The sequence below is a fragment of the Arthrobacter pasteuri genome, assembly GCF_054510955.1.
This window is the reverse complement of sequence record NZ_JBTNDO010000001.1, coordinates 1,164,452-1,181,144: the sequence shown is the minus strand read 5'-3', so window position 1 is coordinate 1,181,144 and position 16,693 is coordinate 1,164,452. Positions and strand designations below refer to the sequence as shown.

Below are 16,693 nucleotides of genomic sequence, written 5' to 3'. Positions count from 1 at the left end.
CCGGGCCCTACAGCCAGTAAGCACGCGCTGGCCCTCAGCGCGTTCAGTAAGCAGAACCCCCGAAGCGGGCTCCACCACCAACACCCTGTCTTAGGATGACTGGCCGAGCAGGACGAAGCTCGCCAGGGCGGCGAGCAGCATGCCGGGGCCGAACGGGAAGGTCGAGTTGCGCGATCCGCGACGTAGCAGGAGCACTCCGATTCCGGCGAGCCCACCGAGGAGGAACCCACCGAGGAGTGTCCCCATCCAGGCCCCGGCACCCGCCCACCCGCCGAACAGTCCGAGGACGGCTGCGAGCTTCACATCGCCCATCCCCATGCCTGCCGGTGAGATCAGGGCGAGCAGGAGATAGACGACGAAGAGGCACGCACCTCCTGCTGCGGCCCCCAACAGGCTGCGCCAGTCGCCCGTTGCTACTCCCGCCAGGAGCAGCAGGGGCACCGTGATCGCCAGGAACCGCAGGAGGACTGCGTTCGGCAACAGCTTGGAACGCGCGTCGATCGCTCCTAGTACGACGCCGAAGGCCGCGAGGGCGACGACGAGTGGCAGGTTCCACGATGCCCCTGTGACAGCACTGCCGGCCCCCGCGAGGATTCCTGCCAGCAGCGCCATGGGAACCCGCCAGGTCGTGGGGAGGACCGTGCGCGGATCCCTGCCGGCGAGGGCGAACAGCGCATAGCAGAGGGAGGCGGAGAGGACGGCTATGGAAAGGGCGAGGACCACCTAGACGGACTCCTCCATAGAATCCCGGGGTACCCGACTGACATCGCCGTCGACCGGCAGCGTGACGGTGAAACGGCTTCCCTTGCCCGGCGAGCTGACGCAGGAGATGGCCCCGCCGTGGCTCTCCACGATGGACTTGGTGATAGCGAGTCCGAGGCCCGCCCCTTCGATGTCGGCACGCCGTGCCGCCGGGGTCCGGTAGAAGCGCGAGAACACCTGCCGAACCTCCTGCTCCGTCATGCCCATGCCACTGTCCTCGACGTGCAGGTTGATGCACGTCTCCGTTTCCTCCGCATGGATGCTCACCACACCGCCGCCGGGGGAGTACTTGATCGCATTGGACACGAGATTGTCGAGTACCTGGGAGATCCGCAGTGGATCGATCAGCGTCCAGAGCGGGTTCTGGGCATCGCTCTGGAGCTTCACCTTATTCCTCTGAGCCCGGAGCCGGTTCGACCTCACGCTCATCTCGATGAGGGCGGCCAGGTCCACCGGGCGGGGATGGACCCGAACCTTATCCCCTGCAGTGGACAGCAGGTCGGCCACGAGGTGCAGGACACGTTCCGCGTTGCGGCCGGCGACGTCCACATACCCTCGCAGATGGTTGGGCAGCGGGTGCTCGTCCTCCATGACCAGTTCGAGGTAGCCGAGCACAGACGTGAGGGGGGCGTGGAACTCATGGGAGATGTTCGAGATAAAGGCGTCCTTGGCGGTGACCGCCTCGACGAGTTCGGTCACGTCACTGCACACGATCAGTGCACCGGCGATACGGCCATCGGCATTCTTGATAGGTCGGGCCGCCGTAGAGAGCGCGCGCTGCGCGTCGCCCTCGCCTACCCAGATGAGCTCGTCGGCATAGGTCTGGCCAGTGAGGGCGCGGTATATCGGCCTTTTCTCCAGGGGGAGCGGCGTGGTGCGGTCCGGGCCGAAGTAGAGGGAGCGGTGTGTTTCGTCGTGCCCTGTTGCGAGCCGGTTGAACAGTTCCTGTTGGCGGTTCGTGAGCGTGGTGTTGCCGTGTGCATCTACGGCGGTGAGCCCGACGTCGACGGTGTCGAGTATTGCGGTCAGGACCCGTTCACGGTCCATGGCCGCGCGCAGCAGGTCGTTGAGCTCACGGTCCTTGCGCTCGATCTCCAGCTCGCGCGCCCGGGCGCTGAGAGTCATGACGCGGATGGTCACGGCGATGCAGAGCATCACGATCGGGAGGAGCAGGATTCCGAGATACGAGCGCATGCGAGACGGATCGAAGGTGCTTAGTATCGGCCAGGCGGTCACCAGGAGGGAGCCGGCCACGGTGAGGCTGAGTGCGGCCCAGGCGGGCAGCGAGGAGCGCATGAGCCAGAGCACGGGAAAGACGGCCAGGACGCCGAGGGCCGGCTGGGTCTCCGCGGCACCGGCCCGAAGCAGGGCGATGGCGACGAAGTCGAGAACGGGCACCGCCAGCAGGCTGCCGCGCGGGAGCACACGCCACGGGACTGCGACGCTCAGGGCCAGCAGGAGCAGGATCATCGAAAAACCGAGGTCGAATGTCGGATTCGACATGAGGCCGGGCCGGAGGACCGGCGCCGTAACGCCGATGACGACGACGATCACGGTGAGGGGGATCTGGCAGAGCACAACGGAGCGGTTGATGGTGAACCTCGATGCCATTGCGCGCAGACGAACCGCACTAGCATCCCTAGGCACGCACTATCCAAGGAAAGATGAGAGACCACATGATAGAGAACTTTCCGACGCTGAGACCTACGTACTGCCTCACATTATGTCCCTTGTAACGCGTTTTGCACCGGAAGGCGGCGTAATTCCGGTGCGCGGGCATGCACAATGGGATTTATGACGAGTCGAGCGCGCAGCAGCGCAGGTCACATGGGGGTAGGAACCGAATGAGCGATCCGGGCGTAGCGGTAGTCATTGAGGATGACGCCGATGTGCGAAATCTCGTGGCGGCCGTCCTGCGGCAGTCGGGATTCGACGTCCACGTGGCACCCAGCGGAAGGGCCGGCGTCGACCTGGTCCGCGAGCACGACGCGACCGTGGTGACGGTCGATGTCGGGCTGCCGGACATCGACGGATACGAGGTGCTCCGACGCATCCGGAGCTCCAGCAACTGCTACGTGGTCATGCTGACGTCGCGCGGTGACGAGCTGGACACCCTCACGGCCCTGCAGCTCGGCGCGGACGACTACCTCACCAAGCCGTTCCGTCCGCGGGAGCTTCGCGCCCGCATCGCTGCCATGCTGCGGCGCCCACGGGCCGTTCCCGAGCCTGTGGGGGTTGCCCACGCCGGCACTGCAGCCCCTGCGGTAGCTGTTGCCGCACCGTCCGCTCCGGTGTCTGAGGCGTCGTCGTCGCTGGAGCACAACGGGCTGGTCCTCAATGCTGCGGCCCGCACGGTCCTCCTGGACGGGGCCGACCTGCCGCTCACGCGCAGCGAGTTCGACCTGCTGCACGAAATGCTGAAGAGCAACGGTGCGGTGAGGACGAAGGCCGATCTGGTGCGGGTGGTGCGTGGTGACTACTACGGCGAGGACGCCTACATCAGCGACTCGGACGAGCGAGCCATCGAGGTGCACATCGGCAACCTCCGGCGGAAGCTGGACGAGGACCCGAAGAACCCCCGCTGGCTGCAGACCGTGCGTGGTGTGGGCTACCGGTTGACGCCTGCCGTACCTGAATCGCCGCTCAGGTGGACGCGAGGTACCGGACCTCAAGCTCGTTGATGGTGTCCAGCCCGCACCGTTCGATCTCGGGCAGTGTTGCTCGCGCGGTCTCCAGGTCTGCTGAGGTGACAGCCGTCTCCAAATCCGCGGCCATTGCGGAGAGCCGTGCGGCGCCGACCATGGCGGACGAGTTGCGCAGACTGAGGGCGGCGTCGAGGGCAGCGGGGAGGTCCACTGTGCCGATGGAGCTGGTGAGGCGAAGGTAGCGTGTCTCGAATCCTGTGATGTAGTCGCGCGCGAACGCCCGGGCAGGCACGGGGTCGTTCAGCTGCCGCTCCAGCTGGGAGAGGACAGCAAGGTCCACGAGAGGGAGGACCATCGGGGCGACATTCGGTAGCACCATGTCAGGCTACTTCCGGGATCTGACCATTGGCCGGAAACCGGCTGATGCTGACGGATAACTGCGCAATTACTTTCCTGTTCGGGGTTCGACCATGAATACTGTGGGCTTTTGAGGAAGGCCTCCATGGGCGGACGAAGCTATTACGGCGGAGTTATAGCTTCGCCGCTCAAATTCCTTTGAAGGTGCCAATGACGTTGATGACGGCGGGGCCCAGGATCACGATGAACATCACCGGGAAGATGAAGACGAGTAGGGGAAACAACACCTTTACGGGCAGCTTCATAGCCTTCTCCTCAGCACGCTGACGCCGTTTGACCCGCGACTGCTTCGCCTGCGCGCGCAGGACCTTCGCGATACCGATCCCGTATTTGTCGGCCTGGATGATCGCGCTGACAAAGCTCTTCAGGTCCTGGACAGACGACCGCTGGGCGAGGGCCTGGTACGCCTCACGGCGCGGGCGCCCTACCTGGAGATCCTGCAGGGTCCGCATGAGCTCCTGCGCCATCGGGCCCTTACCGTTCGCGGCCGCTCGTGCCATGGCGGCCTCGAAGCCGAGCCCCGCCTCGACCGAGATCAGCATCTGGTCCAGGGTGTCCGGCAGTTCTGTCTGGATCGCTTCCTGGCGCTTGATGCCGGTGTTACACACCAGCAGATCCGGTACGAAGTAGAAGAAGATCGTGACGAACAATCCAAGGGCGACAATTCCCCCACCTGGGGCTCTGCTGAAGAGGAGGAGACCGAAAGCAGCACCGATCAGGGCCAGCGCCGGTTTTGCGACGATGAGCTTCTCGAGCGGCATGGAGGCGGGTCTCCCTGCAAGCGCGAGCCATCCATCGATTTTGGCGATATAGCCTTCCGGTGTCAGTTTGCGCGCGATCACCGTAAGGGCTGACGATGCGTCCCGGGACTGGTCGCCGCGCTCACCAATACCGTGATTCAAATTGGCGTGAATTGCGAGCACGGATTTGCGGTCGGACGTGGAGAAGGACCAGCCGAGGTAGGCCACGGGGAAGACGATGGATGCAGCAGCGCACCAGACGAAGAGTGACAATGCGGGCCCCTAGAACTTGATCTTGATAATGCGACTGAGCCAGAAGCCGCCGATGGCATACATGACAGCCGAAGCGCCGATCATGACGAAGCCGAGGATATTTTCGACCAGCATGAGGATGTAGGGAGGATTGATCACGCCGAACAGCAGCGCGATACCGACCGGCAGACCCATCAGGATGTAGGCGGACATCTTGCCTTCAGCGCTGAGTGCCCGCACCTGGCCCTTAATCTGGCTCCGCTCCCGAATGGTCTCGAGGACGTGCTCAAGGACTTCGGCAAGGTCTCCTCCTACTTCACGGTGGATCTGGATGGCCTGCGCGATCCAGCGGAAGTCCTCGCTGTCCATACGGGCAGCTGCTTCCTCGATGGCGAGGTGCGAATCCTTGCCAATACGCGTCTCGTTGACGATTCGCGCGAGTTCCTCCGATGCCGGCTCCTCGGCCTCAGCTGCCACGGCATCGATGGCGCGCATCACGCTGTGTCCGGCCCGTAGCCCGCCGATGAGCGTCTGGATGGTGTCAGGAAGCTGGGCGTCGAAGCGGGCCCTGCGCTTGTCCCTCCTGATGGACAGCACCACGCGGGCAATGATCGGCCCGACGCAGGCGACAAGGAGTCCAAGCACCGCATGGGAGAGAAATCCTATGAGGAGTCCTGCGACGAGGGATATCGACAGGATGAAGACGGTGAAGTCTGCGGGCCTCATCTTCACACCCGCGTCGTACAGCAAATCCTTACCGTACAGTCCGCCCGATTTGCCGAGCGCGTCGTCCACCGCTCCTACTGTCGACGAACTAACCCGGCTGAAGACGGACAGCTCCTGGGGCACGTCGGGGCGCCTGCGACTCAATGGAATCGCTCCTGCCCGCGGCTTCAAAACCACGACGAACAGCAGCAGTAGCGAGACGAAGCACAGAAGTATCCCGAACCCCAGGACCACGGGCGAGAGGATCATCGCCGCCCCACCGGATGCTGCATCGTAGCGAAGACTCCAGGCGATACGTGAATCCCCAATTCGTCGAAACGGTCCAGGAAACGGGGACGAATGCCGGTCGCCAGGGGCCGGCCGAGGAATCGCCCCTGCGCGTCCATCCCCGCGGAATAGTCGAAGAGGAAGGCATCCTGAAGTGTCACGATCTCCCCCTCCATACCCTGAACCTCCGTGACATGGGTGACGCGCCTGCTTCCGTCGCGCATACGCGTCAACTGGATGATGAGGTCCACTGCGGAAGCGATCTGCTCGCGAATCGCCCGGAGGGGAAGATCCATGCCGGCCATGAGGACGAGGGTCTCCAGCCGGGCGATCGCATCACGAGGGGAATTGGCATGCACGGTGGACAGGGAACCATCGTGGCCCGTGTTCATGGCCTGCAGCATGTCGAGGGCTTCGCCGCCTCGGCACTCGCCGACAATGATCCTGTCAGGGCGCATCCGGAGGGAGTTCTTGAGCAGTTCGCGTATACCTACGGCGCCCTTGCCTTCGATGTTGGCAGGACGACTCTCCAGCCGGACGACGTGCGCCTGCTGCAGCTGCAGTTCCACAGCATCTTCGATGGTGACGATACGATCGTCGTCGGGGATGAAGCCGGATACGACGTTGAGCATCGTGGTCTTACCCGTGCCGGTTCCACCCGAGACGATGATGTTGAGGCGGGCCTTGACGCACGCCTCAAGGAGTTCCGCCATTTCCGGTGTCAGCGACCCCCAGCCCAGGAGGTCATGGACCGTGATGGGAACCTGTGCAAATTTTCGGATGGTGAGCGAGGGACCATTCACGGCGAGGGGTGGAATGACCGCATTGACGCGCGAACCGTCCTCGAGCCGCGCATCGACGAGAGGCGACGATTCGTCGATCCGGCGGCCCACCTTGGACACGATCCGCTCGATGACCTGCCGGAGGTGGTCGTCCGACGTGAAGCGCAGGTCGGTCAGGGTGAGTTTTCCCTTGCGCTCCACGTAGATTTGCTCGGAGCTGTTGACCATGATCTCCGTGATCGAGGGGTCCTCGAGTAGACGCTGCAAGGGACCATAGCCCATGACCTCATCCGCGATCTCGCGGATCAGCCGGCGCCGTTCCTCCGGGGACAGCGGAACCTGCTCCTCGTCGATGACGGCGGACAACTCCTCCTTTGCCGTCTTCCGCAGTTCCTCGTCCGACACCGACGCATCCCCGAAGCGACTACCCATGCGATCGAAGAGTGCCGCGGCCGCGCGCTGCTTAAGCCCTGCGAGGGCATCGACGACCGGAACGGCTGCCTGGGGCCGGTGTCCGGGCAGAGCTCCCGCAGGACCGGCGACCCGTGCCGAAAGAGTCGAGGGCGCCAGTGTAAGTGCGACGGGGACGGTTGCAGTAGCCGCCGCTGGGGCGACGATCGGGGCGAACGGCCTCGACGGATCGGGTTCGATCACCGGAGCCGCGGCGGTGGGGGAGTCGGAGGCTGCGGTCACCTGGTTCATGCGTTCCGAGAGCTTCACGCGATCACCGCCCGCCGGTGCGCCTTCCGTTGGGCCTCGGCCACAACGGCGGGATCGAAACGATCGACGAGCTTCTGGAGCCCGCGGTAGGCGGCATCCTTCGTGGTGCCCTGCAGGACCGGAATCCCCCGGTTGGTGGAGAAGGGAAGATTTCTCGACCGGGGGACGACGACGTCCACGGGAACGCCGAGGGTCGCTTCGACGTCACGGACGCTCAGGCCGGCCTTCCGGTCGGCGAAGTTGAGGACGGTGTGCCGGTTCTGAGGAAGGAGCTGCAGCTCGCTGAGCACGCTGAAGCACTTGTGGAGGCCGCGCACGCTGGGTACGTCCATGCCACAGATCCATACACCATCCGTGGCGAGTTCCAGGGTCGCGAGGCAATGCTCGCCCAGTCCGGGCGCGGTATCCACGACGACGTAACGGAATTGCGTGGCGAGCTGGTTAATGAGACGGCTGACATGTTCGGCGGTGATGTAGTCGGAGTCCGCAGGGGACCGCGGTGCGCAGAGCGCGTAGATCCCGGCGGGGTGGACGGTCAGGAACGCCTTGAGGACCATCGAGTCCTGGGCAGCCGCACCGTGCACGGCCTCCGTGATGCTGTGTTCCGGTTCCAGCATAAGGCCGGTGGCCACGTCACCGAACTGTAGGTCGAGGTCGAGGAGTACCACACTCATCGGGTCGATCTTGCCCAGCCCGATCGCGAGGTTGGTGGCCACGGTTGTCTTGCCAACGCCGCCCTTGGGCGACATGACGGAGATGACGCGTCCGCGCATGTCGTTCGTCTCGGACTGCTGTCCGCTGTTCCGCCGGCGCCGTTCGGCTGCCGTGGATGCACGCTGGAGGAGTGCCTGCAGGTCACCAAGGTCGATCTCGGCACTGATGACGTCGCGGATGCCGGCCCGCATGGCTCCCAGCATGAGATCGGGCGTCGCCGGTGCGGCGAGAACGAGGCTGATCTCCGGGTACTGAAGGTCGAAGATCGACGCGAGGGCCAACCCGTCGTCGGGCCGCACACCCGGCCCGAAGATCAGGACGTCGGGCTGACCGCCGGAAACCTGTTGCAGGAGGGCATCGGGAGAGAGGAGGACGGCTTCGGGTGGAAGTGTCTGCAGGTCCCCGGGCAGCACGCCCACAATCGCCTGCCGGACACGACTCTCGAAGTCCCTCACCGCGGTGATGATCACGAACCTGCTCATTTGAGGACCTCCGGGATGGTGATGACCGGGATATCCACTTCTTCGGAGGTATCCGACTCCTTGGTGAACCAGATACTGCCGAACTCGGCCCCGAATATGACCTTGCCCGCATTGAGGTCATCCAGTGCGAGGGTCACGAAGGCGGATCCATTCGGCATGGTGACCGCGTCCGAGCCGGCGCCTGCGGAGTCCTCCGTCTCCGGCGCCGCCTGCTGGACGGCGGTGACCAGGACGTTCTGCAGACTGAGGTTCGTGTGCTCCTTCAAGCCGAAGATCTCTTCGGGCAACCGCTTCCAATCGGGCGCCTCTTCCTCGAGCTCGCCCGAGATGTAGACGCCGACCCGGTCGCCGGCCGTGATGCGGCTGCCCAGCATCCGCTCGGGAGCGAGCAGGATGGTGACTTCCTCGAGACCGTCCGGGACTGGCACGGTGCCCGGGCTGAAATCCTCGGGCGCGACGAGCCTCTCTGCGAGAAGCTGCTCGCCGGGCAGGAGGTCGATGGCGGTGATCTTGTTCTCCTGGCCGTCGAGGGTGGTCAGTGCCCGGGGAGCGACGGCGGACTTCACGAGGGACTCCGTAGCAACGAGGTCCTGCAGCTCCTCGACGGGCGTCCCGGCGGGGATGCGCTCGCTGACCACGAGGACCTCGGTGGGGTCGAGTCCCTCCTGTGCGCGGCTGTCGGCTGCTCCCACGTAGAGGACCAGGAGCGTGGTGCCGAGGACTGCCAGTACGAGCGCTGCCAGCCCTCCAATGAGACGTGTCTTCACGGTGTATAGCTCCTGCAGTGACGAGGGGAAGTGGTACGAGAGGTCACGGCCGGTCCTAGTCGGACAGGCCGACGACGGAGGCGCCGAAATTGGGTGCGGTGGGCGAGGTCACGAGGCCTTCATCGAGCGAGACGAAGCGCGTGAAGAATCCCTGGATTCCACGGCAGCTTCCGGTGCAGTTGGGTGCGAGGGGGTCGAGACTGGTCTCCGAAGGGGCGCCGCCGAACTTGTAACCCGTGACTTGGAAGGCGGCAAAGCCGATCAGCGAGTAGTTGGCTTTGGTTCCCGTGCCCGACGCCGAGTTGAATAGGGGAATCAGGACCGGATCCACGGTGAGGGTCGGAAGTTGGGACTTGCATACGTTTGGGAGGCTATTTCCCGTATCACCGCTCACAATTCCCGGGGCAACCACAGCGGCCGAGCATCCAGAACCGTCGAGGTCCAGCCAACCGAATCCACCGGGCCGATACGGGTCTGCGCATCCGGGATACAGCGGTGCGCCGGTGTCGTAACGCAGGAGGATGTGTGTCGGAACGGGATCACCCACAAAGTTCCCCGTGGAATCAAGCTGCGCGCGCTGCGACGCACTCAGGGACTGGCGGAAGATGCACTCGCTGACGGTCCAGGGGAGGGAGCTTCCTCCGGTAGGCGCTCCCCAGCTCGCTGTTGCAGCAGCCGTGATGTCCGTGTTTTCAAACCCAAGGACACGCGCAAAGCTGAGTGAGAAGTGGTCCGCACCCGTTCCCGCCTCACGGGCGTTGGTCTCCACCCGCACGCTGGTTGCTGTCGGGAAGGTAATGGACGTGATGCCGCTGGTCGTATCGCCGGCGTTCCAATTCGCAAAGTTCTGCCCAGTGGTCGTGAAGGTGCCGCAACCTCCCCCTGAGCAGTCCTGAGCGATGGCGAGCGCAGAAGCGTCCGCTCCGTTCTGGAGTTGAGCCTTCTCCACGTACATTGCACCGACGTCGACGGCGAGGGCCCCCATCCCTAGGAGGGCCACCATCATGAGAGCTACGATCACAGCGACTGCCCCCTGCTCGTCCCTTGCGACTGCTGTGTGGCGCTTCTGATTCATCCGCCGCATCGCATGACCCCTATCCCCTCAAGGTTCATCGGGAAGAGTCCGGCGTCCAGGAATCCGGACATCGAAGGCAGTGACACGTTGGTTGTCACGGTGACGTTGAGGTCCGTATCACACGCGCCGGCGTTATCATCCACGGTCACGGGAAGGCCAGCGAGTGCCGGAGCGGCGGCAAGCGCCGTCCCCTCGACGTCCAGAGTGCCGTCGTTGTAGTGGATTGCCGCATGACGGGCGCCCTCTCGTGCTGCTTGAGTAAGGGAGACCTGAACGTTCAGGACCCGACCGAATTCGAGGATGCCGAGGAGAATGATCAGGAGGACTGGTAGGACTAGCGCCATTTCGATGGCGACGGCCCCACGCTCGTTGCGCAATCGGCGCATAGTTCGGTCCTTGCTCTGGGAATGATCCTGCCGGCGGATGCGAAGACGGCGATGGCTCCAACGTTGCCGTCGGAGCCATCGGACGTGAAGGATCAGAGATCGCCGGCGATGTCCGTGAACATCGTCTCAAGGGCGGGCCCGATCAGGGAGACACCGCCGATGGCGATGATGGCGATGAGGGCCACCATCAGGCCGTACTCGACCATGGTCGCGCCCTTTTCCTCGTTGGCGAGGCGGGCCTTGGCGGTGTGGAGGACGGTCGAGAGGGTAGCGAACAGTGCGATCATGATGAGCTCCTTGTTTAGAGTGGACGAACCGTGGACGGAAGGTCCGAGGGGGCTGGCCCCGTGCCAGCTCTGAGCAGAAACCTAATCGCCGATTCGGCGGTGAACGCTTGAATCGAGGCGAACCTGAGGGAAGCTTCATCCTTTGGACCTTCTCCTGCGGAGAACCTGCGTTTAACCGGGCAACCGCTCCCCGCACGCAAGTGGTCCGAGACCAGCGGCAGGTACTTCGCCCTGCGGCGTGCGAGTACACCAAAGCTGGAAGCCCGCCGAGATGTGCCCGGATCACCCGCCCAGCCGACGTCGCCGCCATTTTGACCTGAGGCATGCCGGCAGGCTAATCTTGGTAGTCGTTGTGCGTATCCCAGCTCGATACGTCTGCGCCTCTCGGAGCGGTTCAGTTGCAGAACCACCTGGCCCGGGGGCGGAGCCGAGATTTACGGGATAACTGGTCGTATTTCAGCCCTCACCTGAAGTTCCGGTAACGCATGAATAAGCTGAGCCCGCGGGCACGGAGGTTTCCGTAGATGCGGGCGACACCGAAATAGAAACGAAGGCCATAACCGTGCGTACGTACACCCCGAAGCCAGGCGACATCAGCCGCCAGTGGCACGTAATCGATGCAACCGACGTCGTCCTCGGCCGTCTTGCCAGCCAGACCGCAATCCTGCTCCGCGGAAAGCACAAGCCGACCTTCGCTCCCCACATGGACATGGGCGATTTCGTCATCATCATCAACGCTGAAAAGGTAGCCCTCACCGGCTCCAAGCTCGAGCAGAAGCGCGCCTACCGCCACTCGGGTTACCCGGGCGGCCTGAAGTCCACCAGCTACGTGGAACTCCTGGACAAGAACCCGGAGCGCGCAGTCGAGAAGGCTATCCGCGGCATGCTTCCCAAGAACTCGCTGGCAGCCCAGCAGATCGGAAAGCTGAAGGTCTACCGCGGTGCTGAGCACCCCCACGCCGCACAGCAGCCCAAGACGTTCGAAATCACCCAGGTCGCCCAGTAGTCCTGGCCACCACACACTAAGAAATTAATTCAAGGAGAACCGTGGCTCAGAACCCTGAAGAGCTGAATGAACCTACTGAGGAGCTTACGAGCTACACCTCAGAGTCCACCGAGGCCAGCGAGACCACCGCGAAGGAGCGCCCCGCGCTGACCGTCGGCGGCGGAGCCGTTGGACGCCGCAAGGAAGCAGTCGCCCGCGTGCGCCTCGTCCCCGGCACCGGCAAGTGGATCGTCAACGGGCGCGAGCTCGCTGACTACTTCCCGAACAAGCTGCACCAGCAGGAAGTCAACGACCCGTTCAAGCTCCTCGAGCTCGACGGCGCGTACGACGTCATCGCCCGCATCCACGGTGGTGGGCCCTCCGGCCAGGCCGGTGCTCTTCGCCTCGGTGTTGCGCGCACGCTGAACGAGATCGACCGCGAGAACAACCGCCCCGCCCTCAAGAAGGCAGGCTTCCTGACCCGTGACGCCCGCGTCATCGAGCGCAAGAAGGCCGGTCTCAAGAAGGCACGCAAGGCGCCTCAGTACTCCAAGAGGTAATTTTCGCCTTCCCCAAGCGGAATCGCAGGCGCGATTCCGCTTGGGTCCCCTCGGCGAAAATTGCCTCTTGGCTCCACGCTCCAGAGCGCGGGCTGGGTCACATTCTTTCGTCTTGTAGGGACACGCGCTGATGCCCGTCCGGGGTTCCGGGCGGGCATCGTGCTTTAACCTGTTGGGGACCCACCTGAGCGGTCTCATGTTCTTCACTTAGGATGATCCACGATGAGCAAGTTATTCGGCACCGATGGTGTGCGCGGCCTGGCCAACGGCCTGATCACGGCGGAACTCTCCCTGCAGCTGGCCCAGGCGGCCGCCGTCGTGCTGGGCCACAACGCGGTCGACGGTGATCGACGGCCCACCGCCGTGATCGCCCGCGACCCCCGAATCAGCGGCGAGTTCATCGCCGCTGCCGTCGAAGCGGGCCTCGCGAGCTCCGGGGTCGACGTCTACGACGCCGGCGTGCTGCCGACGCCCGCCGCGGCGTTCCTCGTCGCCGACCTGGACGCCGACTTCGGCGTCATGATCTCCGCTTCCCACAACCCGGCCCCGGACAACGGCATCAAGTTCCTCGCCCGCGGCGGCAAGAAGCTCAGCGACGCGCTCGAAGACGCCATCGAGGCCGAGATGTCCAGTCCACGCCGCCGCCCCGTCGCCGGCGACGTAGGCCGGATCCGGCGCTTCGCCGACGCCGAGGACCGCTACGTGGTCCACCTGCTCCAGACCATCCCGCACCCCCTCGACGGGCTGAAGGTGGTGCTCGACTGCGCCCACGGTGCGGCGAGCGGCTGCTCCCCGGAGGTGTTCAAAAACGCCGGCGCGGACATCGTGGTCATCGGTGCGGACCCGGACGGCGTGAACATCAACGACGGCTACGGCTCCACGCACCTCGAGCAGCTCCAGGCCGCCGTGCTCGAGCACGGAGCGGACCTCGGCATCGCCCACGACGGCGACGCCGACCGCTGCCTCGCCGTCGACCACGAGGGCACGATCGTGGACGGCGACCAGATCATGGCCGTCATGGCGCTGGCCATGAAGGACGCCGGGAAACTCAAGGACGACACCCTCGTGGCCACCGTGATGAGCAACCTCGGGCTGAAGATCGCCCTGCGCGAGGCCGGCATCTCCATCAAGGAGACCGGCGTCGGGGACCGCTACGTCCTCGAGGGCATGCGCGACGGCGACTACAGCCTCGGCGGCGAACAGTCCGGCCACGTGATCTTCGCCGAGTATGCGACGACCGGTGACGGCGTCCTCACCGGCCTGCAGCTCGCCGCGCGCATCGCAGCGACGGGCAAGAGCCTCAAGGAACTCGCGGCCGTCATGACGAAACTCCCGCAGGTGCTCATCAACGTACGTGGCGTGGACCGCACGGCGGCCACCTCGGACGAGGGAGTGCAGGAGGCCGTCCGCGAGGCGGAGCAGATCCTCGGCGAAACCGGGCGGGTCCTGCTGCGTCCCTCAGGCACCGAGCCGGTCGTCCGCGTCATGGTCGAGGCCGCCGATACCGAGACGGCCCAGCGCATCGCCGAGGAACTCGCTGCCACCGTGCAGGAGCGCCTCTCTCTGGAGCCTGTCGCCTGAGGCGTGCCCCCGTGGTTCGGGTGGCCCGGTCGTCCTAAGCGGTCACCGCGCCCGCGCTGCCCCGCCCGGGACCGTAGGTGGGGACCGGCGTGACGGCCGAAGCCCGACGACCGACGACGGCGTGTCATGTCGCTGGCAGACGTACCGTTGGGCATGGCTAGTTTCGGGATGAAGACGGCATGCACGTTCCTGGCACTTCTTGGACTAACGGTCACAGGAACGGCTCCGGTGGCAGCTGGCCCGTCATCGGGAACTGCAGACTCGGTGGGTAATGACGTGTCCTGGCCCCAATGCGACAAGCCCCTTCCCAGCTCGGCAGCATTTGCGATCGTGGGCGTGAACGGCGGACTGGCTAACAACACCAACCCTTGCCTCTCCGCGCAACTTCCTTGGGCCGAGGGAGCTACGACGAATTCCGTAGAAACTGGGCAACCGAAGGTTGCCCTATACGTGAATACCGCCAACCCAGGACATGCCGGCTCCTGGTGGCCGTCGTCCAACAAGAATGACGACGGCGTGTTGGTTGGCAATCCCTATGGAACATGTGCGCGAGTAAAAGCCGACCAGCCGGCTCCAGTCAACCGCGCCTGCTCCTACATGTACGGCTACGTAAGGGCCCATCAGGACGCGAAGCGACTGGAGGCTACAAAGCCGCTTTCCAACCCCGGCTCATATTTCTGGTGGCTGGACGTGGAGACGGGCAATAGCTGGCAAAGCGGCACAAGCAGCAACCCGGACCTCGACGGCCCAAGCCTGAACCGGGCGGACCTTGAAGGAATGGCTGATTACTTCGAGGACATCGGCGCCGGCGTCGGGATCTACTCGACCGGTTATCAGTGGGGAGCTATCGCCGGAACTGTGCCACCCGGCAGCTCCCTCGAAGGACTGCCGAGCTGGCTTGCAGGCGCGAGGACCTTGCGCGGAGCGAAGTCGAATTGTTCTCTGCCTGGACTGACGCCCGACAGTACGGTCACTGTGACGCAGTACGTCTCGGGCGGACTCGATTACGACTACTCATGCCCCGGTAAGTAAGCCTGTCGCCGACCACTGCACGATGAACACCAGCACAACGGGCGGAACGGCCTCGGCGAGTACGACATCCGCAGGCCCCTGGCGCCCCCGGGCACCAACCTGCTGGGCCTCGTGAAGCACGTGGCCTCCGCGGAACTCGGCTACTTCGGGGACGTGGGCCGGCGACCCGATTAGCGGGGCCGGAGGCGCTGAGGAACGCAGGCGACACGCCGAACGGGTCGAAGCAGCGGCCCGGGCAGCATCAGACGGGCTGGGCTGAACCGCTTCGGACACACGACGACACGAGCGCGCGGCACGGCCGCTGGCAGGTTCCTCCCTGCTGAGCGAGTCCGAGGCCCGCGACGGCGTCATCGTACCGGCTGAGCGCGATCTTGGCGATGACGGGACTCGGCAGCAGGGGAGCGCTGATGACGTCGGCGCCAGCCTTCGCCAGCTGGTCGTGGAAGTACCCGGGAGCGAGCAGGTAGGAGGCGAGGGCGACCGGACCCGGCTCCTGGCCCCCGCGATAGGCCGCGACGGCCTCGGGGACGGACGGCGAGGCCTTCGACCCGAAGCCCGGGCGCACCGGACCCGTCCGGAGTTCCGCGAGGACCGCGAGGACCTCCGCGACGTCCTCGGCAGCGCACGCGTCGGACGACCCTGCGGCGGCGAGGACCACGGCATCACCATCGGCCACGCCCGCCTCGGTGAGGCGCTGCTGCAGGACGGAGGCGAGGCGCGGATCCGGTCCCAGCGGAAGGGCGGACACGGTTCCCGGCCTGCTCGCAGCGGCCCGCGCGATGTCCACCTTCACGTGGTAGCCGACGGACAGCAGCAGCGGGACGATGACGGCCGGCCGGTCCGGCGGGAGCGACGCCACGACGTCCACCAGATCGGGCACCTGCACGTCGACGTACGCCTCGAGCACGTCGAGCCCCGGACGCAACGCGGAGATCCCGGCCCGCACGGCGTCGATCTCGCGGCGTCCCTGCTCGTTGTCGGTACCGTGTGCGCAGGCGATGAGGACGGGGGCGGTGCTGGAAGGCGCGGTCATGGCAGCCATTGAAACATTGACGGAAGGGACGTGCGCGCTCAGGCGGCACCGCGCGCTTCGACAGGGCCCACCTCGAGCACACCCACTTCGACCACGCCGTCCACGCATCGCACCGGATACGCCCGGAGTCCCTGTCCACCCGAGAGGCAGGCACCGGTGGCGAGATCGTAGATCTCCTTGTGCAGCGGGGAGGCGATGGTCGGCGCTGCACCGCGCGAGCCGACGATGCCCCGGGCCATGACGGCGGCCTGCGTGCGGGGATCGATGTTGCCGACGGCGTGGACCAGGTTCCCCGGGAGCCGGAACAGGGCGATCTGCTCCCCGCCGACGAGCGCGGCCTCGCCCCAGCACTCCTCGAGGTCATCGAGACTGCAGACGGCCACCCAGGCCGAGACGGCGGTGGGGCGCTGGAGTACGAGTTCGGTCATGGCGTTCTCCTGCTGATGTCGAGTGCTGATGTCGGGTGTTGATGTCGGGGTC

General features: G+C 65.1%; 18 protein-coding genes and 1 pseudogene. 6 read left to right on the top strand and 13 right to left on the bottom strand.

Features of this window, described 5'->3' with window-relative positions:
• Positions 1–90: 90 nt before the first annotated feature.
• Both ACX80H_RS05450 and ACX80H_RS05445 read right to left on the bottom strand, forming a co-directional pair.
• Positions 91–723, bottom strand: coding sequence for a prepilin peptidase (locus tag ACX80H_RS05450; RefSeq protein WP_459311629.1), 633 nt, complete (start codon positions 721–723; stop codon positions 91–93).
• Positions 724–2,373 (bottom strand): sensor histidine kinase, encoded by a 1,650-nt coding sequence (locus ACX80H_RS05445; protein ID WP_459311628.1) that lies wholly within the window; start codon positions 2,371–2,373, stop codon positions 724–726.
• A 233-nt stretch (positions 2,374–2,606) separates the two neighbouring features.
• Between ACX80H_RS05445 and ACX80H_RS05440 the strand changes: the two genes are divergently transcribed.
• Positions 2,607–3,443, top strand: a complete 837-nt coding sequence (locus ACX80H_RS05440; protein ID WP_459311627.1) for a response regulator transcription factor — start codon at positions 2,607–2,609, stop codon at positions 3,441–3,443.
• Here the strand turns inward: ACX80H_RS05440 and ACX80H_RS05435 are convergent.
• From ACX80H_RS05435 to ACX80H_RS05395, 9 genes are all read right to left on the bottom strand, one after another.
• Entirely contained in the window at positions 3,406–3,786 is a 381-nt protein-coding gene (locus ACX80H_RS05435; protein ID WP_459311626.1) for an Hpt domain-containing protein, read from the bottom strand. The genes ACX80H_RS05440 and ACX80H_RS05435 overlap by 38 nt on opposite strands.
• 166 nt (positions 3,787–3,952) lie before the next feature.
• The gene (locus ACX80H_RS05430; protein ID WP_459311625.1) at positions 3,953–4,837 is read right to left on the bottom strand and encodes a type II secretion system F family protein; all 885 of its coding nucleotides are present in this window, start codon (positions 4,835–4,837) and stop codon (positions 3,953–3,955) included.
• A 9-nt stretch (positions 4,838–4,846) separates the two neighbouring features.
• Complete coding sequence (locus tag ACX80H_RS05425) at positions 4,847–5,791, bottom strand: type II secretion system F family protein (RefSeq protein WP_459311623.1); 945 nt, start codon at positions 5,789–5,791, stop codon at positions 4,847–4,849.
• The gene (locus ACX80H_RS05420) at positions 5,788–7,311 is read right to left on the bottom strand and encodes a TadA family conjugal transfer-associated ATPase (RefSeq protein ID WP_459311621.1); all 1,524 of its coding nucleotides are present in this window, start codon (positions 7,309–7,311) and stop codon (positions 5,788–5,790) included. Before ACX80H_RS05420 ends, ACX80H_RS05425 begins: the two co-directional genes overlap by 4 nt.
• Complete coding sequence (locus ACX80H_RS05415; protein WP_459311619.1) at positions 7,308–8,507, bottom strand: CpaE/TadZ family protein; 1,200 nt, start codon at positions 8,505–8,507, stop codon at positions 7,308–7,310. Before ACX80H_RS05415 ends, ACX80H_RS05420 begins: the two co-directional genes overlap by 4 nt.
• Positions 8,504–9,274 carry a Flp pilus assembly protein CpaB gene (locus tag ACX80H_RS05410; RefSeq protein ID WP_459311617.1) on the bottom strand — a complete coding sequence of 257 codons (771 nt, stop codon included), beginning with the start codon at positions 9,272–9,274 and terminating at the stop codon, positions 8,504–8,506. The genes ACX80H_RS05415 and ACX80H_RS05410 overlap by 4 nt, the downstream gene beginning before the upstream one ends.
• A gap of 55 nt (positions 9,275–9,329) precedes the next feature.
• Entirely contained in the window at positions 9,330–10,349 is a 1,020-nt protein-coding gene (locus tag ACX80H_RS05405) for a pilus assembly protein TadG-related protein (RefSeq protein ID WP_459311615.1), read from the bottom strand.
• Positions 10,346–10,735, bottom strand: a complete 390-nt coding sequence (locus ACX80H_RS05400; protein WP_459311614.1) for a TadE/TadG family type IV pilus assembly protein — start codon at positions 10,733–10,735, stop codon at positions 10,346–10,348. The genes ACX80H_RS05405 and ACX80H_RS05400 overlap by 4 nt, the downstream gene beginning before the upstream one ends.
• Before the next feature lie 92 nt (positions 10,736–10,827).
• On the bottom strand, positions 10,828–11,022 hold the full coding sequence (locus ACX80H_RS05395; RefSeq protein ID WP_459311612.1) for a Flp family type IVb pilin: 195 nt from the start codon (positions 11,020–11,022) through the stop codon (positions 10,828–10,830).
• Between the two features lie 562 nt (positions 11,023–11,584).
• On the opposite strand from ACX80H_RS05395, the gene rplM reads away from it, so the two are divergent.
• The 5 genes and pseudogenes from rplM to ACX80H_RS05370 form a co-directional block, all read left to right on the top strand.
• On the top strand, positions 11,585–12,028 hold the full coding sequence (gene rplM, locus ACX80H_RS05390; RefSeq protein ID WP_301226221.1) for a 50S ribosomal protein L13: 444 nt from the start codon (positions 11,585–11,587) through the stop codon (positions 12,026–12,028).
• Positions 12,029–12,069: 41 nt separating this feature from the next.
• Positions 12,070–12,567, top strand: a complete 498-nt coding sequence (rpsI, locus tag ACX80H_RS05385) for a 30S ribosomal protein S9 (protein ID WP_087076836.1) — start codon at positions 12,070–12,072, stop codon at positions 12,565–12,567.
• A 222-nt stretch (positions 12,568–12,789) separates the two neighbouring features.
• Positions 12,790–14,148 (top strand): phosphoglucosamine mutase, encoded by a 1,359-nt coding sequence (glmM, locus tag ACX80H_RS05380; protein WP_459311609.1) that lies wholly within the window; start codon positions 12,790–12,792, stop codon positions 14,146–14,148.
• 450 nt (positions 14,149–14,598) lie between these two features.
• Positions 14,599–15,180: a glycoside hydrolase family 25 domain-containing protein gene (locus tag ACX80H_RS05375; protein ID WP_459311607.1), complete on the top strand. Its 582-nt coding sequence runs from the start codon at positions 14,599–14,601 to the stop codon at positions 15,178–15,180.
• Between the two features lie 45 nt (positions 15,181–15,225).
• Positions 15,226–15,348: pseudogene (locus tag ACX80H_RS05370) on the top strand (mycothiol transferase); the annotation flags it as partial.
• Between the two features lie 73 nt (positions 15,349–15,421).
• Here the strand turns inward: ACX80H_RS05370 and ACX80H_RS05365 are convergent.
• Together ACX80H_RS05365 and nirD are read right to left on the bottom strand one after the other, a co-directional pair.
• Positions 15,422–16,213: a sirohydrochlorin chelatase gene (locus ACX80H_RS05365; protein WP_459311606.1), complete on the bottom strand. Its 792-nt coding sequence runs from the start codon at positions 16,211–16,213 to the stop codon at positions 15,422–15,424.
• A gap of 38 nt (positions 16,214–16,251) precedes the next feature.
• Complete coding sequence (nirD, locus tag ACX80H_RS05360) at positions 16,252–16,641, bottom strand: nitrite reductase small subunit NirD (RefSeq protein WP_459311605.1); 390 nt, start codon at positions 16,639–16,641, stop codon at positions 16,252–16,254.
• Positions 16,642–16,693: the final 52 nt, after the last annotated feature.